The 24,813-nt window shown below is 31.6% G+C and carries 19 protein-coding genes; 6 read left to right on the plus strand and 13 right to left on the minus strand.

Annotated elements, in window-relative coordinates; genetic code table 11:
- Positions 1-78 precede the first annotated feature (78 nt).
- From GQR94_RS15910 to GQR94_RS15965, 12 genes are all read right to left on the minus strand, one after another.
- Positions 79-528: a hypothetical protein gene (locus GQR94_RS15910; protein WP_158976814.1), complete on the minus strand. Its 450-nt coding sequence runs from the start codon at positions 526-528 to the stop codon at positions 79-81.
- A gap of 2 nt (positions 529-530) precedes the next feature.
- Entirely contained in the window at positions 531-1,535 is a 1,005-nt protein-coding gene (locus tag GQR94_RS15915) for a polysaccharide biosynthesis protein (RefSeq protein ID WP_158976816.1), read from the minus strand.
- A 1-nt stretch (position 1,536) separates the two neighbouring features.
- Positions 1,537-2,082 carry a CatB-related O-acetyltransferase gene (locus tag GQR94_RS15920; protein WP_233268359.1) on the minus strand — a complete coding sequence of 182 codons (546 nt, stop codon included), beginning with the start codon at positions 2,080-2,082 and terminating at the stop codon, positions 1,537-1,539.
- Positions 2,079-3,242, minus strand: coding sequence for a glycosyltransferase (locus tag GQR94_RS15925; protein ID WP_158976818.1), 1,164 nt, complete (start codon positions 3,240-3,242; stop codon positions 2,079-2,081). Before GQR94_RS15925 ends, GQR94_RS15920 begins: the two co-directional genes overlap by 4 nt.
- Before the next feature lie 24 nt (positions 3,243-3,266).
- Positions 3,267-4,358 carry a polysaccharide pyruvyl transferase family protein gene (locus GQR94_RS15930; protein ID WP_158976820.1) on the minus strand — a complete coding sequence of 364 codons (1,092 nt, stop codon included), beginning with the start codon at positions 4,356-4,358 and terminating at the stop codon, positions 3,267-3,269.
- Between the two features lie 5 nt (positions 4,359-4,363).
- Complete coding sequence (locus GQR94_RS15935) at positions 4,364-5,455, minus strand: glycosyltransferase family 4 protein (protein ID WP_158976822.1); 1,092 nt, start codon at positions 5,453-5,455, stop codon at positions 4,364-4,366.
- A complete protein-coding gene (locus tag GQR94_RS15940; RefSeq protein WP_158976824.1) occupies positions 5,452-6,897 on the minus strand; it encodes a lipopolysaccharide biosynthesis protein in 1,446 nt (481 codons plus the stop codon). The genes GQR94_RS15935 and GQR94_RS15940 overlap by 4 nt, the downstream gene beginning before the upstream one ends.
- Positions 6,887-8,089, minus strand: a complete 1,203-nt coding sequence (locus GQR94_RS15945; protein WP_158976826.1) for an O-antigen ligase — start codon at positions 8,087-8,089, stop codon at positions 6,887-6,889. The genes GQR94_RS15940 and GQR94_RS15945 overlap by 11 nt, the downstream gene beginning before the upstream one ends.
- Before the next feature lie 160 nt (positions 8,090-8,249).
- Positions 8,250-10,373 (minus strand): Ig-like domain-containing protein, encoded by a 2,124-nt coding sequence (locus GQR94_RS15950; RefSeq protein ID WP_158976828.1) that lies wholly within the window; start codon positions 10,371-10,373, stop codon positions 8,250-8,252.
- A gap of 373 nt (positions 10,374-10,746) precedes the next feature.
- Positions 10,747-12,027 (minus strand): nucleotide sugar dehydrogenase, encoded by a 1,281-nt coding sequence (locus tag GQR94_RS15955; RefSeq protein ID WP_158976830.1) that lies wholly within the window; start codon positions 12,025-12,027, stop codon positions 10,747-10,749.
- 144 nt (positions 12,028-12,171) lie between these two features.
- Complete coding sequence (locus GQR94_RS15960; protein ID WP_158976832.1) at positions 12,172-13,200, minus strand: NAD-dependent epimerase; 1,029 nt, start codon at positions 13,198-13,200, stop codon at positions 12,172-12,174.
- A gap of 1,314 nt (positions 13,201-14,514) precedes the next feature.
- Positions 14,515-15,912: a nucleotide sugar dehydrogenase gene (locus GQR94_RS15965; RefSeq protein WP_158976834.1), complete on the minus strand. Its 1,398-nt coding sequence runs from the start codon at positions 15,910-15,912 to the stop codon at positions 14,515-14,517.
- A 239-nt stretch (positions 15,913-16,151) separates the two neighbouring features.
- Between GQR94_RS15965 and GQR94_RS15970 the strand changes: the two genes are divergently transcribed.
- The 4 genes from GQR94_RS15970 to GQR94_RS15985 all read left to right on the plus strand — a co-directional run bounded on the left by GQR94_RS15970 (position 16,152) and on the right by GQR94_RS15985 (position 22,475).
- Positions 16,152-17,276 (plus strand): aminotransferase class I/II-fold pyridoxal phosphate-dependent enzyme, encoded by a 1,125-nt coding sequence (locus tag GQR94_RS15970; protein WP_158976836.1) that lies wholly within the window; start codon positions 16,152-16,154, stop codon positions 17,274-17,276.
- Complete coding sequence (locus tag GQR94_RS15975) at positions 17,273-19,225, plus strand: nucleoside-diphosphate sugar epimerase/dehydratase (RefSeq protein ID WP_158976838.1); 1,953 nt, start codon at positions 17,273-17,275, stop codon at positions 19,223-19,225. The genes GQR94_RS15970 and GQR94_RS15975 overlap by 4 nt, the downstream gene beginning before the upstream one ends.
- Before the next feature lie 63 nt (positions 19,226-19,288).
- Positions 19,289-20,053 carry a polysaccharide biosynthesis/export family protein gene (locus tag GQR94_RS15980; RefSeq protein WP_233268361.1) on the plus strand — a complete coding sequence of 255 codons (765 nt, stop codon included), beginning with the start codon at positions 19,289-19,291 and terminating at the stop codon, positions 20,051-20,053.
- 52 nt (positions 20,054-20,105) lie between these two features.
- A complete protein-coding gene (locus GQR94_RS15985) occupies positions 20,106-22,475 on the plus strand; it encodes a tyrosine-protein kinase (RefSeq protein ID WP_158976842.1) in 2,370 nt (789 codons plus the stop codon).
- Here GQR94_RS15985 and GQR94_RS15990 read toward each other — a convergent pair.
- A complete protein-coding gene (locus GQR94_RS15990) occupies positions 22,472-23,209 on the minus strand; it encodes a tyrosine-protein phosphatase (RefSeq protein WP_158976844.1) in 738 nt (245 codons plus the stop codon). The two genes, GQR94_RS15985 and GQR94_RS15990, sit on opposite strands and share 4 nt — an antisense overlap.
- A 128-nt stretch (positions 23,210-23,337) precedes the next feature.
- Between GQR94_RS15990 and GQR94_RS15995 the strand changes: the two genes are divergently transcribed.
- Together GQR94_RS15995 and GQR94_RS16000 are read left to right on the plus strand one after the other, a co-directional pair.
- Complete coding sequence (locus tag GQR94_RS15995) at positions 23,338-23,796, plus strand: small multi-drug export protein (protein ID WP_158976846.1); 459 nt, start codon at positions 23,338-23,340, stop codon at positions 23,794-23,796.
- 464 nt (positions 23,797-24,260) lie between these two features.
- Positions 24,261-24,776: a c-type cytochrome gene (locus GQR94_RS16000; RefSeq protein ID WP_158976848.1), complete on the plus strand. Its 516-nt coding sequence runs from the start codon at positions 24,261-24,263 to the stop codon at positions 24,774-24,776.
- The last annotated feature ends 37 nt before the right edge of the window (positions 24,777-24,813 follow it).

Below are 24,813 nucleotides of genomic sequence, written 5' to 3' on the forward strand. Positions count from 1 at the left end.
GTTTGTAGCGTTAGTAAAAAACGATGTAGTATCAAAAAGCTTTTCATGCTCCAATGACACTCCGACATCTTTCTTATTTTAATTGCCAAACGAACCCTGGTTACTCCAATCCGCCTTATACGCTGCTTCAGGAAATCTAAAATCATCAGCTACGGAGGCAGCTACACTAACATCAGAATAGACGAGTACCTTAGAATGTTCTTTTAACGCCTTAAACCCTGAAGCAAAACCTCCAGGCACCTGTAATATTACAGGATGAGAACTGTCAAGGATATACTGTTCTACATTAAGATCTGGTCGTAAAGCACCCTCAGCATCAATAGCAATTAAATAGAATACAAAAGCCCCTTCACAGCAGTAAAACCATTTTGTTTCCTTTAAATGCCCTTGCCATGCTCTAATAACACTAGTGCTACTGGGGTTAATTTCATAAAACCGTACAATAGGTTCCATAGAAAAGTCATTAAAGAAAACCAATTTGCCCCTTTCATCAGTATGTGCTGCGCCATGGGTTTTTGTAATCCCCATAATTATATATTCTCCTTAATGTATTCTAAGTTCAATAAGGTATTTTTTAATTCTTCATTGGTCAACTGTGTGGTATTATGAGAATGATAATCTTCAATTTTGCTAATATCAGTTTCACCTTCGGAGAAATACCTGCTGTAGTTCAAATCTCTATTATCGGCAGGAATTCTATAAAATTCACCCATATCCTCTGCTTTTTGCATTTCTTCACGCGTACAAAGGGTTTCATATAGTTTTTCACCATGTCTGGTACCAATAACTTTTATTTCCGTATTGGTTTTATAAATATCTTTTAATGCTTCTGCTAATTCTCCAATGGTGCTCGCTGGCGCCTTATTTACAAATAAATCGCCTTGATTTCCGTTGGTAAATGCAAAGATCACTAAATCTACGGCGTCTTCTAAGGACATTAAAAAACGGGTCATGTTTGGATCTGTAATGGTAAGCGGAGAATTTTCTTTAATTTGTTTTACGAATAAAGGAATCACAGAACCTCTAGAAGCCATGACGTTACCATATCTGGTAAGACAAACGATGGTATCATCATTAGGAATATTCCTAGACGCTGCAACCGCTACTTTTTCCATTAAAGCTTTACTTATTCCCATAGCATTTATAGGGTATGCTGCCTTGTCTGTACTTAAACAGATAATGCGTTTAACCTTATTAGCTACTGCTGCATCAATCGTATTTTGAGTACCAAAAACGTTTGTTTTAGTCGCTTCTAAAGGAAAAAATTCACAAGAAGGAACTTGTTTTAGGGCCGCTGCATGAAAAACATAATCTACACCATTCATGGCTCTATTGATACTATCGTAATCTCTTACATCACCGATGTAAAATTTTATTTTTTCGTTTTTTAAAGAGTTACGCATGTCATCTTGTTTTTTCTCGTCACGAGAAAAAATGCGAATCTCTTTTATATTGGTTTCTAAAAAGCGGTTTAAAACAGCGTTACCAAATGATCCCGTTCCGCCTGTAATAAGTAGAGTTTTATCTTTAAACATGTTAGTGTTTTTTATTTTCTGTAAAGTTAACGTCAATATTTGTATTTAGTAACATTTTTTGGTGGAGTGCTATTTCTTCTTCGTTGAAACGCATTCTTATCAGTTTTGCGGGATTTCCTCCGTATATGCTATAAGGCTCAATATTTTTAGTAACAATGGAACCGGCAGCAACGATTGCACCATCACCGATAACCAAACCAGCCATGATACAGGCATTTGCTCCAACCCAAACATCTTCTCCAATAGTGGTTTTTGGCATACTTGGTCTTCCAGAAAAAATTATAGGACGTTCAGGATTATCAAAAATGTGATCTCCACCAAGTATAGAAACGTTTGCGGCAAACATGGTATATTTACCAATCGTTACTTTTGGAGGAATAATGCAATTAGCTCCAATAAATACATAGGGCATAGCTACTAGATCCTGAGAAATGACACCTTTACCTCCCATATAAAAAGTAGTATCTACATTTTTGAGACCAAATTTTTTTCTATACCAAAACATTTTCAATGTTCTATAGATGTTTCTAATGGATAGCTTTTTCATGTGGTACGAATGCAATTATTTATTAATTCCGTTTGATGTTTTGGATTATATTTTTCATCAATAATTGTATAGCAATTTTGTCTAATTGTTTCTCTTGATAAATTTTTGGATAGAGAAAACCAATCTTCAATTTTAAGAACTAAATCCTCTTTGGACCCTCTTTCAAATAAGTTTCCATTAAATTTAGGGATTATTGCTTCATATTCAGGCATTTGGAAGTTAAAATCGTCATGCGTGAGTACTGGAGTTCCATAGCCTAGTGAGGTAATTGCCGTTAATCCTACTTCTCCAGGGGAAACACATAAATCTGCAGCACTAACTAGGCTACACAATAGTTTTTCTTCATAAACGGCACCATAAAAATTAACTTGATTTTCTAAATGATATTCTTTGGTCAAATCTTTTAAAGTCTCTTTGGCCTCACCATCGCCTATAAATAAAACGTTTACATGGGTTCCGTTTTCGTTTAAGCTTTTAACAGCTTCCAAAATCATATCTAATTTTTTATAGTGAGTAAGCCTTCCTACAAAAAATATTATTGGAACATCTGGATTACTAAACAACTCTCGCCTTGTTTTATCCACTAAACTTTTAGAAATAGTAGATCTATTTTCTACTTGTGCATCATAATCTAATGAATTATAAATAGCGGTTAACTTGTTTTCTTTAAAACCATTTGCCACCATGACTTTTTTAGCATTTTCGCCATATAACAATACTCTGTCCCCTAATCCGTAAAACAATTTTCTTAATTTCCATTTTAGCCCTTGTTCATTAGAGGTTACACCATGTGTCCAAAAATAAATTTTTTTGCCTCTCATTTTTAAGTATAAAACGCAAATCCAAGTAGATAAATAATAGATGTTTCCTAAAAAAATGGCGCCGTCAAAATCATTGTTTCTAAAAATGGATAATAGGCCTTTTTGATATAGAAATTTATTTTTAATAAAAGTTTTATTTTTTACAAACAACCAGCGAAGACCTCCTTCTTTTATTGTAAGTCGACTGTTTTTTGGGTCAATTGTTTTAATATTATTATCAGAACCTTTATCAGAAATTAATGTATACTCTATATCAGGTGTCTGCATTAGTTCTTGAAAAACTCCAAGACGATAATGGGCCGCATAATGGTAGACTATGGCTATATTAAGTTCCTTCATTTTACTAAGAATTACATTTTTTAATTAGGATTCAAAAATATCTGATATTTTCTTCTCACATAATTCTTTCTGAAAAATACTGGTTGAATTAGCCTCATATGATAAGTTTTCGAAATCTTTATCAATTTTATCTATATCTTCAGGAGTAAAGAAAGTTTTTGGTATTATACTAGATCCAACACTTTCATAGACTCCTTTAATTTTATTTGTACTTATATTATTATCAATCAAAGGAAATGTTAAACTACTATTTATGTATCCTAATAATAATACATGCAATCGATTACTTAGTACTGCTTTGAACTCAGAATATAGATTTATCCCATCAAGATCTAAAGATTGTTCTAAGAAACTGACATGTCTTTTTGTACTATGTTTAAGGAATAGTTCTTTTGTGAATTCGTAGTCTCGATCTACTTGGTAAAAGAAAACAACTTCTAAATCTTTCTGTAAGTAATGATTAACAAAATTATTGGTGGTTTCTATTATTTGATCATTCATCTTTTCATTTAAAAGATTTCTGAATGAAATCCCAACTTTATTTTTTGTTGTTATTTTTTGTTCACTTTTATTTTTTAATAAAAAACACATGTCAGGGATATATTCAGAATTTTTTATGTCTAAGGATTGTAGAAATTCTGTATTTTTTTTACTTCGGACAAGAAATTTTTCAACATATTTTGTTGAAGCTATAAAAGTATTGTTAAGGTTTTTAGATTCTATAGTAATTTCTGAACCAATTATAAATGTCTTTCCTCCAGAAGATTTTAATTGATTATAAATAATTTGAAAAACTTTACCTCTTATTTTTGATTTAAATGAGGTCTTGTTTCTGTAAAAAACTGGCCCTGGACTTTTGAAAATATAAGAGAATTCAGATTTATATTTGAAAATAAATTTGAAAAAGCTAGGGTCTTTAAATGAAAATTTATATTCTTTCTTTAAAGATTTTATTTTTTTATTTTTTTCTATATCATTAATAAACTCTTTTGAAACATTTTTAGTGTCGATATACAATTCTACATGTTTTGTTAATTCATCTATTAAGCATTTATTAATAATTAAATCACCAAGATTATCATATTGTGTTGCAATTATAAAGGCAGCTTTCTTCATTTTTTTTATTTAATTTCTAAATTACTTTGAAATAGGTTTATCCACTGATTAATAATTGATTTCATATTGAACTGCTCAATTAATTCATTGTTTTTAGTTGAAAATAAAATTTTTTTAGATTCATTTATGTGCAGTTCTATTATTTTATCAGCCATTTTATCGTATTCAAATGGTTGAATTAGATGACCATTTAAGTTTTCAATTATTATTTCATCAGGACCTGTTGGTATATCAAAACATACTAAAGGTAGTTTATTTGCCATTCCTTCTAAGAGCGTCATTGGAAAACCTTCATATTTTGACGTCATCACCATCATAGAATAATTAGGATACAATTCATATAAATTATCTGATTGCCCTTTTAAAATTAACTTATCGGTTAATCCTTCTCTATTGATTTTATCCTGAATTAAATCTTTTTCGTTTCCGTCACCATAGATATGCCATTTTATATCAGGTAATTCTAATAAAACTTTCTTAGCGACATCCACTAAGCCTAAAAAATTTTTTTGAGATGTTAGTCTACCAACACTTATAATTAACTTACTATTCTTATCATAATTATGTTCTAAACCCTCTAGTTTAGAATCTATAGGATTGTAAATTTGAACTATTTTTTTTGCGGATGTATGATTTCTATAATTAATTTCATCTCTTTTAGTCAGTGGCACTACCGTGTCAGCAAATCGAGCAGTAAAATTTTTACTTTTAATTTTAAAATTATGACTTGTGTTTTCAAAATAATTGGAATGATCCCAGTATATTAATTTTGTTTTACTTAAACGGGTACTCAAAACCCCTAATGGACCAAATAAAGAACCACAACTTATTAAAATGTCAATCTTTTCAGAAGTTAGTATTTTTCTTAACCTTATTGTAGCTTTGAAAATACCAGTCTTCATTGACTGTCTTTTGGATATTAATGAATGAAATTTTATTTTTTTATTCCAGTTGTATCCTGTTTCTTTTTCGTCTAGGTACGAAACTATATGTATTTCTATATTAGGAATTAATAGCAAGTTATCTGAAAGTAGTGATACTACGCGAGGTATTCCTCCTATGTTGGTTTTTTTACCAATTAAAAACATTATTTTCATGAAAATTTTTTATTTAAAAAAGTTGTAATTTTCCCTTTTATTTCTTTGTATTCTTTAACTTTTAAGAGTTCGTTAAGAACTATAAAAACTAAAAAACCAATAAACAATTGTGAAATTAACACATAAATACTGGAAATATTTAATAGGTTAATTGATAGCATAGAAAGAAATAAAATAATAGATGTTAAGAGGTATGGGAAAATATCTTTTAGTTGACTAATGATTGAATAGCCAATTATTTTATTTGTATAAAAGCTATTAATAAAGAATTCTATAATTGAAAAGCATATTAAACCATATAGCATTGTTTCAACATTATAAAATGCAGAAGTAACAATAATTGGAATTAATATAATTTTTTTAATAATTTCTAATTTAAGATTTAAGTTAGAAAACCCTTTTACGGTTAATAAATTTAAGTTCAAAATTTGTAACGGATAGAACATTCCTGGAATGCATAGTAATTGCAGATAATATATAGAAGTGTACCATTTTTCACCTATTAATATTAAAATTAAAGGTTTTGAAATGGCAGCAATACATGCCATAATGCTAAAGTTTATGAAAATACTAAATTTCAAAAATTTTATAAACACATGTTTTAATTTTTCTTTATCATTTTGAAATGACGAAAAAATTGGGAAGCTTATTCTCCTAATTCCAATACTAATATTTGAAGAAAAGGGAGCTTGAAATTGGTCTGCTCTTGTATAATAACCGAGGCTTATTGCAGAAAAATATTTTCCAATTAGAACATAATAAATATTTTTATATATAGTATTTATCAAATTTGCAATTAGAAGTTTATATCCAAAATCAAAAAGTTCAATAAAACTCTTTTTTGAAAATTCTATTTTTGGTCTCCACTGACCATTGAGCCATAATAAAATAGAATTTATTAATGGCCTTAATATAGATAGTGATACCAAGCTCCACACTCCAAAATTTTTGTAAGCTATAATTACAGCAATTATTCCACTAATTAAGGAGGAAAGTATTGCAATTATTGCTTGAGTCTTGAAATCTAATTTTTTTGTTAAAATTGTTTTTTGTATTATAGAGAAGGCATTAATTATAAGAATTAACCCTGAAAATTTTAGTATTAACGATAATTGTGGTTCGGAAAAATATTCTCCAATATAATCTGAAAAAACAAATAATATTAAATATAAAATTATTGATATAGTAATGTTAATGTAAAAAACTGTACTGTAATCTTTAGAATTTGCGTCTATTTTTCTAATTAAAGCACTGACAAAACCTCCTTCAATAATTGCATTAGAAATTGATACAAAAGCAGTTATGATTCCAATTATTCCAAAATCTTTTGGTCCTAGAAGTCTAGCTAGAATGATGCCGATAATAAGAATAATTCCTTGGCTAAGAATTCCTTCAACAACTGTCCAGCTAAATCCTAAGACAGCTTTATTTTTAATTGACATTGTTTATTTTTTCGTTATTTATTTGAGTATAATAATTTTGTAAACCAATGAATAGAAAAAAATACATCATTGAGTAAGAAAATTTATAAAATACATAGGCATTATTATATAATAAAAATGAAATTATAAAAAGAAGATTTAATTTAAAGTAAGAATTTTTTTTATCTTTTTTGAAATTTATTATACTTATATATAAAGGTCTACCAAAGAAAAACATTAAAAGAATCGCCCCTATTATTCCTTGTTCTGCAAGTATTTCAGCGTAAGAATTATGCGTGAATTGGCCATAACTACTATAACTAGGAAATTGCCCTAGTCCAACACCAAAAAATATGTTGTCACTAAAAACTTCAATCCCCTCTATTACTAGAGATCCTCTGGATTCATCAGCAGAATCAGAGACTCTATTTTTAATTTGGGAATGGTTGTATATGTCAATAAGTTTTAATGAAAGAAAAATACTTACTGTAATTATTAATAAAGGTTTGGTTATTTTTACTAAGTAACTTTTTTTCTGACTTTTAAAAATAAAAAACCAGAATATACCATTTAATAATATGATAAAAAGTAAACCCGAACGCGATTGAGTTATAAATGATAGGATAATTAATAAAACAGGAATTACTAGCAAGGGTATTAATGTAATTAATTTACGATATTTTAAATGTAAATAAAACAAAGAAAAGTTAGCAAAAAAGCTAATATATGAATAGTAATTTGCATTATAGTAAAACCTGCCTCTACTCGCTCTAATTTCAGCAAACCCACTTAAATTAAAATTTCCTAATATATATTCTATTGCTATTAGACATAATATTGATAATATATACCCTAAGTGAAAAAAATCTGAATACCCTTTTTTTGGATTTAGACCTATAGGAATAAACGATGCCATAACAGTAGCTAATAAACCTCTAAAACTTACTCCGAATTGCTCGTAGTCTACATAATAATAAACAGTTGTTAAGGAAGTACAAACAATCAAGCAATATGCAATAAATTCTTTTGGGATTTCATTTTTTGATTTACTGAAGGATATAATCGCAATTATAAACATTAATGGTAAATATACAAAAAGGACTAACTGTTGTATACCAAAATATGGTCCAATGGATGTAATTAGAACAATCAACAGGATTAAAAAAAAACCAACCAAATAAATTGGTTCTTCCTCTTTAGTAATATTTTTCAAATTATCATTTTCAAATTATCAAACAAATATTACGAAAACAATTTGATAATAAGCTTTTTTAATAATGAAATGCATAAAATAACGACAGAGTGCTTTTTTGTAGTTAAAATCTATTTCAAAACCCGCCTTAAATTGATTTTTTGTATTTTATATAAATCCCTTAAGATGGGTTTTGGAAGCCAATATTTTGGAAGGTACAGCTTTCAAAAGAAACGTCTAAAGTAAGTTCTTCATTTATAGAATATCTTGAGGTTCTTAATGATTCTATATTACTAATTTTACAATTTATAAATTTATTTCCAGTGTTCACTCTGTCAACTTTAAATAAATTATCAGCACCCGAAAACGTACAATTTAAAAACGTATTATTTTTAGCATAGGATGTTAAACGTCCAGATTGATTATTAAAGTGGAAATCTATAATAGCGCCACTATGTGTTACGGTGTTTGTAATTTCGCAATCAGTAAATGTATTATTAAATGCGGCAGTATTAATAATGTTACTTCCATCACTTTCAACCCAATCTGAAAATACAATACCCTCTCCGGAATCATTGCTACATCTTAAGAATTTATTATCATATGAGTAATTTGTTATCTCCCAGCCTCCGCTAAGCGCTTCTCCAGTACCTTGTACGTGACAATCAGTAAATGTGTTATTATGTATATTATTATTCAATTCAAAGCTTGTGCCGTATGCTGTACAATTTTCGTAAGAATTGTAGCTGCTATTAACCTTAACACTAAAACCGTGACCATAATGTGATAAATCTCCAATTCTGTTAACTATACAATTTTTAAAATTAGAATTTTCAGTTTTGTAAGCCATTATATAATAATCCGTTGGATTTATATTATTGTCACAATAGACTGATGAGAAATTCATTTCAATGTTTTGACTTCCTACAATGGCAATTCCTCTAGCACCACAATTAATTGCGATAGAATTGTTAATATTACCATTCGTCGTGTCTGTCATCCAAATTCCCGAACCAGTTAAATTTAAAAATGCATTTGAAGTGTAATCTGGGTAGGAATGACTTTGGTAGAAATCTCCATGATCACTAGTAATTATATTATTTAAGTCAACATTGTTTCCAGTTGAGAATATTCCGTATTCAAAATATCTGATTTGAAAATTATTTATTTCAATATAATTTTTTCTGTTTTCTATACCCATGCCAATGCCTATATTATTGGTTCTATTCCCTTGCAATAAAGGCATAACAGTGGCATCCAATTTATCCCCATTGTTCTTGTAGTCCTCATAAGACACCGTTGGACCATTAGTACTTTCAATATCTCCAGGATTTGTCTTATACCCAATAAATTGAATTTTATTAGTAGAGGTGCCAGAGTTAGCGACAACAAGGTTTACAGCGCCATAATTTCCTGCTTTTATATACACCACGTCACCAGCTTTTGCTGTACTAAAGGCGTGTGTAATGCTCCAAGCAGTAGCTTCAGTAGCTCCTGTGTTTGTGCTTTTTCCTGTAGTTGTTACATATTTTATAGTAGCACCTGTAGGTTGTTCGCTACTTTGTATAGTTACTTTAAGGGTTCCGTTTTCTGTAGAGGTAGAGGCATCTGTATTGGTCACACTTGTTTTGTACAATATTTGATCCTCTCCCGTGGTATCTTTGTTAGGTGTGTAGGTAATGGTATTGTCTGCATTTAATACCGCAGTACCTTTATTGGCCAAACTTATTTCTGTAATGGTAACATCAGATGCTTCAGAAAAAGTGTCGTTTGCTAAAGGGCTTATTGTTTTAGCAGTTTCAAAGGTAGTTGTTACAAGATCATCTACTACATCTTTGGTTGGGGTAATGGTTACTTCAAAAGTATTTACTTGTTCTACCGTAGTTTCTGTAGAATCTTGTATGTTCATGGTATAGCTAAAACTATCTGTACCATTATAATCTGCTGCCGGCGCATAAATAATTTCGTTATTATTATTCATTTCCGTTTTCCCATTTTTGGGTTGCGTAATACTTTTTAAAGAGTAGGTCTTTTTTTCTGTAGAATTTTCAGAGGCACCCTTGGTAATGTCTAAGGCTACTTTGGTGTCTTCAGAAAGTATTAGTGTGCCTTTTTGATAATCAATTACAGGTTCAGCTGCAACGCCATCAGTGGCATCTTCATCAGGTGTAATTTCATCAGGAACTATTGTTTCTTCAACAATGAGTTCTGCAAAGGTCGTTTCGGTATCTTGAGAACAAGATAATGTGAGCAATGCAAAGGTTAGTAGGAAACCTAGACATTTAAGGAAATGGGGTATTTTCATTAATTATACTATTTTATTACTATATTTAAGCTTTGGGTTGTGCAATACTATTCTAAAAAATTGACTTAATCGATAAAAAGATTGATTTTTTCGATGAACTACCACAATCAACTTAAACTATTACGTGCCATTTTGCTTTTTGGACTTTTAAGTGTCTGTTTTTTCGATGAAATACACTATTTTTTTTGATTTGGGTTAAAAAAAACAGCTTTTACTTCAGCTTATATTTATTTTATACATTTTCTAGTATCGTCTACTAACGTAACAATCATTATATTAAGTATTCAGGGAATGCTGGTTATTTTCTTGCATAAAAAAAAGCCTTACTTAAGAAGATCTTAAATAAGGCTTTAATAAGGGATTTATTTTTGTATTATAATCTAGCGGTACTTTTATTCTTTAGTACGCCTTTAACATCATAAATAACGCCATTATCTTCTAGGAAATCATTTAATTCTAAATGTTCGTATTCTTTATGTGCTACTGTTAAAACAATGGCACTGAATTTTTCTGTAGGCGTATTTTTTGTAGTTTCTAATTTGTATTCATGTAAAACTTCTTCTGGTGAAGCCCAAGGGTCATAAACGGTAGTCGTTATCCCGTATTCTTTTAGATTGTTAATGACATCTACTGCTTTGGTATTCCGAACATCAGGACAGTTTTCTTTAAAAGTGATGCCTAAAACCAAAATTTTAGCATTATTAATTTTCAAATCATTCTTAAGCATTAACTTAATTACTTCAGAAGCCACATAATTTCCCATACTATCGTTAAGCCTACGTCCTGCTAAGATTATTTCAGGATGGTAACCGTATTCTTGTGCTTTTTGGGCTAAGTAATAAGGATCAACACCAATACAGTGTCCGCCTACCAAGCCTGGTTTAAAGGGAAGGAAGTTCCATTTGGTGCCTGCTGCTTCTAAAACAGCATGCGTATCTATATGCATTAAATTAAAAATCTTTGCTAATTCGTTGACAAATGCAATATTGATATCACGTTGTGAATTTTCAATCACTTTTGCCGCCTCGGCTACTTTAATCGTAGGGGCTAGGTGTGTACCTGCCGTAATTACCGATTTATATAAATTGTCTACTAGTATTCCTATTTCTGGTGTAGATCCTGAAGTTACCTTAAGAATTTTCTCTACGGTATGTTCTTTATCTCCTGGGTTGATACGTTCTGGAGAGTATCCAGCAAAAAAATCAGTATTAAATTGCAAACCACTCACTTTCTCTAAAACAGGAATACATTCTTCTTCTGTTGCGCCAGGGTAAACGGTAGATTCATAAATAACGATATCTCCTTTTTTAAGTACGGCAGCAACAGTTTCACTAGACTTGTATAATGGTGTTAAATCTGGTCTATTGTTTTTATCAACAGGGGTAGGTACCGTTACGATATAGTAGTTACACTGTTCTAAATCTTCTACATTGTGTGAACAATATAGGCCTATAGCCTCACTTGTGCTTGGTTTTAAAACAGATTTTAAAGTCTTAGCATCTATTTCTAAAGTGGCATCATGACCTGAGTTTAGCTCATTAATTCTTTGCTCGTTAATATCAAAACCCACCACAGAATATTTTGTAGCAAACAATCGCGCCAAAGGCAAGCCAACATAACCAAGACCAATAATTCCAATTTTTATCGAATTCATAATTTAGTACTTAAAGAAATAGGATTTCTAATATCATAAATTACGGATGAAATCAATTTTTAGACTTGCGAGGATGGTCTTTATCGCATTTTTTTTTAACACAAAGCGGATTAAAATTTTATAGGCTTGCAAATGATAGCTGTTTTATGCTTTATAAAATTCTTTGTACCAGTCAATGAATTTTTTTATTCCTTCTGCGACTGTTGTTTTAGGAGAATAGTCATAATCTTTGATTAAATCATCTACATTGGCCCAAGTTTTTGCTACATCTCCTGGTTGCATTGGAAGCAATTCTTTCTCCGCTTTTTTAGAAAGATTATTCTCAATTTCAGCAATAAAATCTGTTAACTTTACACTGTCGTTGTTCCCGATATTATAGATTTTATAACCTTCATTATTGGCTATTCTTTCTTTCGTATCTTTTTCAATAATTCTAAAAACACCCTCTACAATATCATCTACATAGGTGAAATCTCGCTCCATATCTCCATGATTAAATACTTTAATCGGTTGGTCCTTGCTAATTGCTTCTGTGAATAAAAAGAGTGCCATGTCTGGTCTTCCCCAAGGCCCATAAACCGTAAAGAAACGAAGCCCTGTAGTCGCAAAACCATAGAGATGGCTGTAGGTATGTGCCATTAATTCATTGGCTTTTTTACTTGCCGCATATAAACTGATAGGATGATCAACGGTATCTGTTGTTTTAAAAGGAATTTCTTTATTTAACCCATAAACACTAGAGCTACTGGCATAAACTAAATGCTTTACATTGTGGTGTCTACAGCATTCTAAAATATTTAAGAAACCAACAATATTACTATCAATATAGGTTTCAGGGTTTTCAATACTGTAGCGTACACCAGCTTGCGCGGCTAAATTGCATACAATATCAAATTTCTCATTAGCGAATAGTGTAGGTAAGTTTTCGCGATCTTCAATGTTTAATCGGATGAATTTATAGCGATTACCAAAAGTTTCACTTTCGCAAATTTGATTAAACGAACTAGCTTCAGCTTTAGAGATACCAAGTTCTTTTAATCGGGCAAATTTTAGGTTAATATCGTAGTAATCATTTATGTTATCTAAACCAACAACGTCATGTCCGTTTGCTAATAATTTTTGAGCGGTATGGAAGCCGATAAAACCTGCAGCTCCTGTTACGAGTACTTTCATAAGTATAGTGTTGTTGTGGCTAAATTTATATTTTCATTTTACAAGGATAAAAGTAATCAAACTATTATTAAGTTTTCTGCTTTTTAACAAAGCAATGTTTTTATTAATCATGTTTACATTGTGGTGTCTTTGCTTTTAATTTGAATGCTGTTGTCACTTCGAGTGAATTTAAAGCGTTTTTTAATGCTTTAAATTAGTATCGAGAAGTACTCATGTTCTGGGTAATTCTCAGTAGTTCTACTTAGCGCAATTGAAATGAATTTTTTCTTTTAAACTTCTTAGTTGTAATGAGTTCTCGATACAGTTTTTACTTCGTTACGCTACATAAAAACCACTCGAACTGACATTGTGGTGTCTTGACTTTTAATCTGAATATGGTTGTCACTTCGAGTGAATTTTAAGCGTTTTTTAATGCTTTAAATGAGTATCGAGAAGTACTCATGTTCTGGATAATTCTCAGTAGTTCTACTGAGCGCAATTGAAGTGTGCTTTTTGTTTTGAACTTCTTAGTGATAATAAGTTCTCTATACAATTTTTACTTCGTTGCACTACGTAAAAACCACTCGAACTGACATTGTGGTGTTCTGGTTCTTGAACTTAAACTTTTTAGTTGTAATTAGTTCTCGATACAATTTTTACTTCGTTGTACTACGCTAAAATCACTGGAACTGACAAGGTATTCTTTTGGCTTTTAAATTGAATATAGTTGTCACTTCGAGTGAATTTAAAGCGTTTTTTAATGCTTTAAATTAGTATCGAGAAGTACTCATGTTTTGGATAATTCTCAGTAGTTCTGCTTAGCGCAGTTGGAGTGTGTTTTTTCTTTTGAACTTCTTAGTGGTAATGAGTTCTCGATACAATTTTCACTTCGTTACACTACGTGAAAATCACTCGAACTGACATTGTGGTGTTCTGGTTCTTGAACTTAAACTTATTAGTTGTAATTAGTTCTCGATACAATTTTTACTTCGTTGTACTACGCTAAAATCACTGGAACTGACAAGGTATTCTTTTGGCTTTTAAATTGAATATAGTTGTCACTTCGAGTGAATTTAAAGCATTTTTTAATGCCTTAAATTAGTATTGAGAAGTACTTGTGTTCTGGGTAATTCTCAGTAGTTCTGCTGTGCGCAATTGAAATGTGTTTTTTGTTTTTAACTTTTTAGTTGTAATTAGTTTTCGATACAATTTTTACTTCGTTGCACTACATAAAAACCACTTGAATTGACATTGGTACAATAAAAAAAATCGTTATTAAATTTGAGAATCAAATTTAATAACGATTTTACAAGTAAGCCTTTTTTACAGATGAACTTAAACTTGGCCTATTCTGTAATAGTTAAAACCAATTTTTTCCATTTTAGCTTTATCTAAAAGACGTCTTCCGTCAAATATAAAAGCAGGCTTTAACATTTTGTCATATATTTTTTCCCAATCGTAGGTTTTAAATTCATCCCACTCTGTGAGTATCGCAATGGCATGTGCATTTTCTACTTGCTCCATAGGGTCGTTTACTACCGTAAGTAAATTTCTATTTTCTTCTGGAGTACGTGTATTTAAATAATCTAAATCTCTAAATACCGTTTGTTCTTTTACTTGAGGATCAAAAACACTTAATTCTGCTCTTTCTTCTAGTAAAGCATCTGCTACATAGATAGCCGCAGATTCTCTAGTGTCATTGGTGTCTTTTTTAAATGCCCAGCCAAAGAAGACTATTTTTTTACCTGATACAGTGTTGTATAAAGTACTGATGATATTATCTGCAAACCTTCTTTTTTGATAGTCATTCATGATGATGACTTGTTCCCAGTAATCTGCAACTTCTTGTAAGCCTAAGCTTTGAGAAATATACACGAGGTTTAAGATATCTTTTTGAAAACATGAACCTCCAAAACCAACGGAAGAACTTAAGAATTTAGAACCAATACGAGAATCAAATCCAATAGCTCTAGCAACTTCTTCAACATTCGCATCTGTTTTTTCGCAGAGTGCAGAAATAGAATTGATGGAAGATACCCGTTGTGCTAAAAATGCATTTGCTACTAATTTTGATAACTCAGAAGACCAAACATTCGTTTGCAAAATACGATCTTTAGGCAACCAGTTTTCATAAATTTGACTTAATAAATCTTTTGCTTTTTGACCAGTAGGAGTTTCATCACCACCAATTAAAACACGGTCAGCATGTAATAAATCTTGTATGGCCGTTCCTTCTGCTAAAAACTCAGGGTTTGATAGGATTTCAAAATTAACACCATTCCCCGTATTGTCAAGGATATTTTTTATAGCTCCAGCAGTACGTACTGGTAAAGTAGATTTTTCGACTACTATTTTATCCGTGGTCGCTACTTTTGCAATATTTCTAGCGCACAGTTCAATGAATTTTAGATCTGCGGCTTGTCCTTTTCCTTTCCCGTAGGTTTTTGTTGGAGTATTTACCGAGATGAAAATTACATCTGCTTCGTCAATAGCTTTATCTACTTCTGTAGAGAAAAATAAGTTTTTATTTCTAGTAGCTGCAACAATTTCTTTTAAGCCTGGCTCGTAAATTGGAAGTTTATCTAAGTCAGCCTCATTCCATTGTGCAATTCTATCTGCATTGATATCTACAACAGTAACGGTAATATGTGGACATTTTTTAGCGATTACGGACATGGTTGGACCACCAACATAACCTGCGCCGATACAACATATTTTTGTGATTTCTTTCATTGGAATAATATCTTCAGTATTAAAATACAAATATTAAACTTTATTTTTTAACGAACCTTATCTTATCGAATAATTGAGGATTTAAAAGGATGAAGTACTGTTTATCTTGCATTAACACAAATAGATGCGTATTTAATCGATAATTTAATAGCTTAAACGAATTCTATATATAATAGAAGTGGAAATAAAAAACTATGTCTATTTTTACCCTGAATTTTACACGATAATTAAAATACTACATGGCACATTCAAAAATATGGCTTTCTTCTCCGCATATGGGGACAAACGAAGAAATGTATGTTAAACAAGCATTTGACACCAATTGGGTAGCCCCTTTAGGGCCAAATGTAGATGCCTTTGAAGTAGCAATTCAAGACTATGTAGGTGAAGGTGTTTCTGTAGCAGCCTTAAGTTCAGGTACTGGTGCCATCCATTTAGCCTTAGAAATATTAGGCGTAGCTTCGGGAGATGAAGTGCTTTGCCAAAGTTTTACTTTTTCAGCTTCGGCAAATCCTATCAAATATTTAGGAGCTCTTCCTGTATTTGTGGATAGTGAAAGAGCTACGTGGAATATGTGTCCCGTATTGTTGGAAGAGGCCATTAACGATCGAATTAAGAAAGGTAAAAAACCTAAAGCGATAGTTGCTGTACATTTGTATGGGATGCCTTATAAAATTAAAGAGATTACAGAACTCTCTAAAAAATATGATATTCCGGTGGTTGAAGATAGTGCAGAGGCATTAGGAAGTAGCTATAATGGCGTTAAATGTAGTAGTTTTGGGGATATTGGAATTTTATCCTTCAACGGAAATAAAATTATTACGACCTCTGGTGGGGGAGCCTTAGTTTCTAAAAATAAAGAATACAGAAAAAAAGCAATTTTTCTAGCAACGCAAGCTAGAGATGATGCACCACATTATCAACATTCTAATGTGGGGTATAATTATAGAATGAGTAATATTTTGGCGGGCATTGGCCGGGGCCAAATGGAAGTACTTGACGATAGAGTCGCTGCACGAAGAGCGAATTACGAATTGTATGTGAATGGATTATCAGCAATTAATGAATTAGAATTTTTGCCAGAACCTGCCGGTTATTTTTCTAACAGATGGTTGAGTTGTATTTTAACTCCGTCATTTGAAATTAGAGAAGAAGTGCGGCTATTATTGTTAGAGCATAATATAGAATCAAGACCTTTATGGAAACCAATGCATTTGCAGCCTATTTTTGAAAATGCACCAAATTATTCAAACGGAACCTCTGAAGATTTATTTAATAGAGGACTTTGTTTGCCAAGTGGTTCTAATCTAACAAAAGAAGAAGTTTTATCTATAATACAGTTAATTAAAACAGTATTCTCATGATTCAAAATTATTTAAATTCAACAGCTAGTAAGTATGCCTCTAAATGGTTGGTACTTATTGTTGATGTTATTTTAGTGTCCTTTTCCTTTGTATTGGCTTATTTTATCTTATTCAACTTAACAATGAATTTTGATATTAATAAGTTATTCGTTCAGTTGCCTTTTGTAGCTCTTATTTCTTTAATTTCCTTTTTAATTATAGGGTCGTATAAAGGGGTAGTGCGTCATACCGGAGTTAGAGATGTGTATAATATCTTCAATGCCATTTGTTTGTCGAGTATTATTACCATTGTTATTGTAGTAGCTAATAGAGCCTATAACTTTCTGGATGGTTTTACGGTGCCTTTAACCATCATTATTATTCATAGTTTAATAAGTTTTATTGCCTTAACAGCGTCTCGGTATGTGTTTAAAGCTTTGTACTTTAATATTGTCATGAACAATTACAATTCAGCTACAAAGAATGTATTGATTTATGGTGCTGGAGAATCTGGAATTTTAACACACAATGCCTTAACGAATGCATCAAAAAGTAAAGTGAAGGTTGTTGGGTATATTGATAAAGATGATCAAAAAGTAGGAAAGCATATTAACGGAGTTAAAGTATACAATCACGATGCTTTGACGGAAAGCTTTATATTGAAAAAGGATATTTCAGAAGTTATCTTTTCTATTCAAAATATTGACCATAAAAAACTACGTGTTTTAGTTGAAAGTTTGGTGGATTATCCTGTGTTGGTGAAGATTGTTCCAGCGGTGGAAGATTGGATTAATGGGGAACTGAAATTATCTCAAATTAAACAAGTACAAATTGAAGATCTTCTAGATAGAGCAACTATTGATATTAAAAATTCTAATATAGCCAACGAATTAAAAAATAAAACAGTTTTAGTTACTGGGGGTGCAGGCTCTATTGGGAGTGAAATAGTAAGACAAGTGTGTACCTATAATTACAAAGCTTTAATCGTAATTGATCAGGCAGAATCTGCACTTTATGATTTACAGCAAGAGTTAAAACAAAATGGGTTCCATAATTTTATTCCTATTGTAGCAGATGTTAGGGATAAGAATAGAATGAATATTGTTTTTCAAGAATACGCTCCAAATATAGTATTTCATGCCGCTGCGTATAAGCATGTCCCTTTAATGGAATACAATTCTTACGAAGCTATAAAAATTAACGTTGCCGGAACAAAGGTGTTGTGTGATTTATCAGCACATTACAATGTAGATAAATTTGTATTTGTATCTACCGATAAAGCCGTTAACCCAACAAATGTGATGGGCGCTACAAAGCGAATTGCAGAAATGTACATTAGCTGTATGCAACAATTGAAGAAGACGAAATTTATTACCACTCGTTTTGGTAATGTATTGGGTTCTAATGGTTCTGTTATTCCGCTGTTTAAAAAACAAATTGAAAAAGGGGGACCTTTAACCGTTACCCACGAAGATGTAACCCGTTTCTTTATGACGATTCCTGAAGCGTCTCAATTAGTATTGGAAGCAGGGTCTATGGGAGAAGGCGGTGAGATTTTTATATTTGATATGGGAGAATCTGTTAAAATATTTGACCTTGCCAAGAATATGATTAAGCTTTCTGGATTGAAATATCCAGAAGATATTGATATTAAAGTGACAGGTTTGAGACCAGGAGAAAAATTGTACGAAGAACTTTTAGCCAATGGGGAAAATATCTTGCCTACATATCATAAGAAGATTATGATTAGCAAGGTGCGTGAGTTAGATTATTCTACCATCCGTTCTAATATTAATCAACTTTGTGTGTCAAATATGTTTTTTGATACGGATGTGGTACGATTAATGAAAGAAATTGTGCCAGAATATATCTCAAAAAATTCTGACCTTTGTAAAATAGATGACCAGATTGAAGAGAAGACGAAAAAAAATGATGCATCTAGCTTAGAAAAAAATGTTTTACAATCCTAATAACACTATATTTTTAAAACAATCAAATAATAAAGAGAGAACATGTTAAACACTACATTAAAAATGAAAATTACCTTAGTACTAGGTGCAGCCCTACTATTTTTATCATCTTGTGGCTCTAAAAAAGACGTCGTATACTTTCAAGATATCAGTGATTATGAAACTTTAATAGATGAAACTCAGTTTGTGCCAAAGTTTAAAGTAGATGATTTGGTGAGTATTTTTATTTCTACCTTAAACCCAGAAGCAAGTGCTCCTTTTAATTTATTTACAGGAGGTTCTACAGGAGGTATAGGCGGCGGAGTAGCGCAGCAAGTAGATTATTTGGTAGATCAGAACGGGAATATAGATTTTCCGGTTATTGGTCAAATTAAAATATCAGGATTATCTTCTGATGAATTAAGAGAATTACTTAAAGGAAAATTATCTGATTATTTAAAAGATCCTATTATTAATATTCGCTTACAAAACTTTTCAATTTCTATACTAGGTCAAGTAAACAGACCAGGTACTTATCCTGTAACTGGAGAGCAAATTACTATTTTAGAAGCTATAGGTTTAGCAGGAGATTTAAATATCAAAGGGATGCGCGAAAACATCTTAGTCATTAGAGAATTTAATGGCACATTTGTACATCACAGAATTAATATTTTAAGTAAAGAAGCCATGAAATCGCCAGTGTTTTATCTAACTCAGAATGATGTAGTGTATGTAGAACCTAACAAATCTGCAATTACCTCGTCTTCATTAGATAATAGAGCGACTATTGCCATCTCTATTGCTTCTGTATTAATTACCTCGTCTGTGTTATTGTTAACGCGTAATTAATTTTTAGTAGTTCTTTTTTAATTGTACTAATTCGATTCCTTATTTAAACTCCATGGAGAATTCCGATTTAAATGAAATTATAAAAAAATATACTAAAAACTGGTATTGGTTTTTATTGTGTGTTATAATTGCATTAGTGTGTGCCTTTTTCTTTATCAGATATTCTGTTCCGCAATACTCGGCACAAAGTAAAATCCAGATATTAGAAGACGATCAGTCCGGATCTTCCATGGATGTTTTTCAAGATCTGGATCTTTTTTCTGGCAGTAAAAATAATATTGAAGATGAGATAGAAATCATAAAATCTAGATCGAACATCACGGATGTTGTTTTAAAATTAGGGTTAAACACCTCTTTTATGGTAAAAGGGACCATAAAGGATTCAGAAATATATAAGGATCAACCTATTAAGTTAAACTTTATCGGGGTAGATTCCTTATTGTATAATGCGAAATTAAATTTATTGATTACGATCAAGAATGATCATGAATTTTCGCTTGTTGAAGGTGAAAATAAAGGTTCTAAAACCTATGCCTTTGGGAAGAACATTCCTTCGAAATTAGGGGATTTAATCATTACTCCAAATCCACCATTTTTTAAGAAATATATAGGTAAAGATTTGAGGGTCGAAGTTTCGCCTTTAGAAAATGTGGTTATCGGTTTACAAAAAAGAATTTTAATATCACCTGCAGATGATAAATCTAATATCATCAATTTATCTTTAACAGATCCTGTTCAAGAGAAAGCTAGAGATATTTTGAATAGTTTGGTCGTTATTTATAATGAAAATGCTGTAGCTGATAAAAAGGAAATAGCCGATAGAACCTCTGATTTTATAAACGATAGAATTACCAATATTTATGATAATTTGGCTTCTGTAGATCAGAATGCTGAAGATTTTAAGACGGGTAAGGGCTTAACAGATATTGCTTCGGAAGCAAATATAAATTTAAATGTAGGTGCGGCAAATGAGCAACAATTACAAAGCATGACGACGCAACTACAAATGGCGTCCTCTATGAAAGAAATTGTAGATACGCAAAGTGGGTATGATATTTTACCCACCAATATTGGTTTGTCTGACCCTTCTATAGCAAATACTACGAATAAATACAATGAGCTTGTTTTAGAGCGTAAGCGCTTGTTAAAGAGTTCTAATGAAAAAAACCCCATCATTGTAAATTTAGACCAAGAATTATCAGGCTTAAAGCGTACCATGCAGTCTAGTTTGAGTGGGATGACCAACAACTTAGGTTTGCAAGTAAATAGTTTAAGTAGCCAGCGTTCTGTAATTAATTCTAAAATTTATTCCGCCCCAAGAAATGAAAGGGCGCTAAGAGACATTACGCGCAAGCAGCAAACGACAGAATCGTTATACTTATACTTACTTCAAAAACGTGAGGAATCGCAAATTACTTTCGCTTCTGCAAGTGCAAAATCTAAAATTGTGGAATGGGCTTATAATACAAGCAAAGCTCCTGTATCTCCAAAGAAACCCATTATCTTTTTGGCTTCTTTTATTTTAGGCTTACTGGTTCCTTTTTCTATTATTTATCTTAAGGATTTGATGGATAATAAAATTTCTAACAAAATAAGATTAGAGAAAATTGTAGAAAACAATGCTGTATTAGCAGAGTTGCCTAAAGTTTCTAGGAGTGACTCTAAAATGGTTTTAAATGATGATCGGTCCGTATTGGCAGAATCACTTCGGATATTGAGAACGAACTTAGATTATTTGATTAAGAATAATAGAGTAGGGGATGAGAAGGGCAATGTGATCTATATTACTTCTAGCGTATCTGGAGAAGGTAAAACGTTTTTATCTTCCAATTTAGCGATGATTTTGGCCAACACCAATAAGAAAGTTTTATTAATTGGTGCCGATATTAGAAACCCTAAAATTGGAACCTTCTTTAGTGACAACCAGAAGAATGTTGACAAGTTAAAATATGCAGCTAACGAGAAAAATAATATTGGATTAACAGAATATTTGAATGATGATAGCCTTAGTTCAAAAGAAGTAATTAATTCTCTTTTAGTCAATAAAAACACCGTAGATATTATTTATTCAGGAAAAATACCTGCTAATCCAGCGGAGCTTTTAATGAGTGATAGAGTTGAAAGTTTATTGAAAGAAATGAGTGCATTATATGACTATGTAATCGTAGATACCGCACCTTTAATGGTGGTTTCTGATACCTTAATTATTAGTCCGTATGCCAATCATATCTTATATGTGACAAGAGCCGGAGTCACAGAGAATAGCGTAATACAATTTCCATTAAAATTACAAGCCGAAGGAAAACTTAAGAATTTATCATTTGTAGTAAATGATGTCAAGAATTCAGATTTAGGCTATGGTGGTAAGTACGGTTATGGCTATTCTGCTGAAGAAAAGAAATGGTGGAAGTTTTGGGCTTAACTGAAATGATTAACTGTTTTGTCTAATATTGGAAGTAAATAATCAATTGTTTTTTGATTAAGTTGAATTTTCTTAAGTTCATTTATATGCTGTATGCGATGTACGTCTGAAGCAATAAAATCAATTTGATTATTTTCCAATAACTGATAAGCGCATTTCTTTACAGATTCGCCATAATACCCTCCTAAGGATAGCATATTCAATTGAAACGAGATTCCCATTTGTTTGTACTGCTCATATTTTTTTGTCTTATGCAGGTAATTGTAACGTTCAGGATGTGCTAGAATAGGAAAATACTTGGAAGAGGCAATCTTTTGAATGGCGTCTTCAAAATTAATCGAAGCTTGTAAATAAGACATTTCAACCAACAAATATTCATTGCGAATAGGCATCACCTCAGAACGTTCTAACAAATGATCAAAATTAGCATCAATCATATGTTCCGCTGCTGCTTCAATGGAAATTTGAGTCAGCCCCTTTTTCATCAATTCATTTTTTAATAACGCTAATGATTTAGAAATCGTTTTAGGAGTATTGGGGTAGTAATTGTCCATGATGTGTGGGGTAGCCACAAATTTAGAAACGCCTAGTTCGTTAAATTCATGAATCAGAGTCATAGCATCTTCTACCGTCTTTGCGCCGTCATCAATTCCTGGAAGGATATGATTGTGAATATCAACAAAACCATGAAGAAAATCTACTAAAAATTTTTTCTTTTGAAAAATATGAAACATGCATGCAAATTAGAGTACAAAAATACCTTATATATTAAGAAATATCCACGCACCAACTACTTTTAAAATTATTTTATGATATTATTACAACTTAGTACATTTTCTAACCTTATTTTTGCAAAAAAAAAGTGATCATAGATTATATTATAGCCATGTTATGGAGTATTTCCCCTTTTGGAGAGGCAAAAGTGGGGATTCCTTTTGGTATGTTGCGCGGGTTAAATATCTATTTGGTTTTTGTACTTTGTTTTACAGCAAACGTCTTAGTTTTTCCGTTGATGATGTTTTTTCTTGATAAAATCAACCATTATTTTTTACGTTGGAATTTTTATAAAAAATCTGCGATATACGTTGCTAGAAAAGCAAAAATAGGATCGGGAGATAAAATTAAAAAATATGGATTTTGGGGGCTTATATTTTTTGTAATGTTGCCTGTTCCTGGTACTGGTGTGTATGCGGGTAGTATTGCGACTTATTTATTTAAGATTGAAAAGAAAAAAGCTTTTTTAGCCAATACCATAGGGATCTTTTTCTCCTCTTTAATTATTTGGGTTACTACCATTCTAACGATGAAAGGAATTTCATAAAGAAATACGATAGTCCTCTTTTTCCTTTGTCTTTCATTCTTAAATAAGCAATTTGTTCTTAGATAATCATAATAGCTATTAATTAAAATGACATTAAGCCTTAGGCTTCTACTCCTTAGCTATCATTTGTCATCTTACTAGCCGTCAAGAACACGTACTAAGGGGATCTTTAATCTTCCTGTAAACCTTATATACGCACATACTTGAATATAGAACAGCGACACCCTACTATTTAAAATAGCAGGGTGTCGCTGTTCATGCGCTTGTTTCTTACAATTTCTTTTCATGTTCTATAGCTGCACTACTTAATTTTTAAGGAGAAATATTTGAGCTTATAGGGGTACACCAAATCTACTTTATTTTAAAAGGATTGATAAAAAAGACATTTTTATCCTTTATATGATTCTTATCATATAATTAACATTTCTAAGGCGCTACTTTTGAGGAATAATTTAAAAACTAATATGATGAAAATAGTAATTAGAAGTGCCGCAATCATTTTTTCACTTTTATTAACGGCCTGCGGAGGCAAAGAAGAAAAGAAGAAAGATGACTTTAACATCAATCGTGAAAAAACTAAAACTGAAAAGCCAGCAGAAACGGCTTCGACCACCAGTGCAGTTCCTGCATCTAAGCGAATAGATCTTGAAAATAAAGGGGTAGGTCCTGTAACGTCAGTAACCTTAACTCCAGATATTGATCAGGCTTTGGCTAAAAAAGGGGAAGAGGTTTACACGCAAATGTGTCTTGCTTGTCATAAGACAGACAAAAAGTTTATTGGTCCTGCACCAACAGGTATTTTAAAAAGACGTAGTCCAGAATGGGTAATGAACATGATTCTGAACCCTGAAGTTATGATTAAAGAAGATCCTTTAGCAAAAGAGCTTATGGCTGAGTTTAATGGTGCGCCAATGGCGAATCAAGGACTTACCGAAGATCAGGCACGTAGTGTCCTTGAATTTTTTAGAACCCTAGAATAATAAACGATTAGTTTTTAATGCACTTACGCTTAAATAA

This window comes from Cellulophaga sp. L1A9 (assembly GCF_009797025.1).
Lineage (GTDB): Bacteria > Bacteroidota > Bacteroidia > Flavobacteriales > Flavobacteriaceae > Cellulophaga.

Bases quoted from the DNA above. Each gene is read 5' to 3' on its own strand.
- GQR94_RS15910 (WP_158976814.1), bottom strand. From the start codon at position 528: ATGGGGATTACAAAAACCCATGGCGCAGCACATACTGATGAAAGGGGC.
- GQR94_RS15915 (WP_158976816.1), bottom strand. From the start codon at position 1,535: ATGTTTAAAGATAAAACTCTACTTATTACAGGCGGAACGGGATCATTT.
- GQR94_RS15920 (WP_233268359.1), bottom strand. From the start codon at position 2,082: ATGAAAAAGCTATCCATTAGAAACATCTATAGAACATTGAAAATGTTT.
- GQR94_RS15925 (WP_158976818.1), bottom strand. From the start codon at position 3,242: ATGAAGGAACTTAATATAGCCATAGTCTACCATTATGCGGCCCATTAT.
- GQR94_RS15930 (WP_158976820.1), bottom strand. From the start codon at position 4,358: ATGAAGAAAGCTGCCTTTATAATTGCAACACAATATGATAATCTTGGT.
- GQR94_RS15935 (WP_158976822.1), bottom strand. From the start codon at position 5,455: ATGAAAATAATGTTTTTAATTGGTAAAAAAACCAACATAGGAGGAATA.
- GQR94_RS15940 (WP_158976824.1), bottom strand. From the start codon at position 6,897: ATGTCAATTAAAAATAAAGCTGTCTTAGGATTTAGCTGGACAGTTGTT.
- GQR94_RS15950 (WP_158976828.1), bottom strand. From the start codon at position 10,373: ATGAAAATACCCCATTTCCTTAAATGTCTAGGTTTCCTACTAACCTTT.
- GQR94_RS15955 (WP_158976830.1), bottom strand. From the start codon at position 12,027: ATGAATTCGATAAAAATTGGAATTATTGGTCTTGGTTATGTTGGCTTG.
- GQR94_RS15960 (WP_158976832.1), bottom strand. From the start codon at position 13,200: ATGAAAGTACTCGTAACAGGAGCTGCAGGTTTTATCGGCTTCCATACC.
- GQR94_RS15965 (WP_158976834.1), bottom strand. From the start codon at position 15,912: ATGAAAGAAATCACAAAAATATGTTGTATCGGCGCAGGTTATGTTGGT.
- GQR94_RS15970 (WP_158976836.1), top strand. From the start codon at position 16,152: ATGGCACATTCAAAAATATGGCTTTCTTCTCCGCATATGGGGACAAAC.
- GQR94_RS15975 (WP_158976838.1), top strand. From the start codon at position 17,273: ATGATTCAAAATTATTTAAATTCAACAGCTAGTAAGTATGCCTCTAAA.
- GQR94_RS15980 (WP_233268361.1), top strand. From the start codon at position 19,289: ATGAAAATTACCTTAGTACTAGGTGCAGCCCTACTATTTTTATCATCT.
- GQR94_RS15985 (WP_158976842.1), top strand. From the start codon at position 20,106: ATGGAGAATTCCGATTTAAATGAAATTATAAAAAAATATACTAAAAAC.
- GQR94_RS15990 (WP_158976844.1), bottom strand. From the start codon at position 23,209: ATGTTTCATATTTTTCAAAAGAAAAAATTTTTAGTAGATTTTCTTCAT.
- GQR94_RS16000 (WP_158976848.1), top strand. From the start codon at position 24,261: ATGATGAAAATAGTAATTAGAAGTGCCGCAATCATTTTTTCACTTTTA.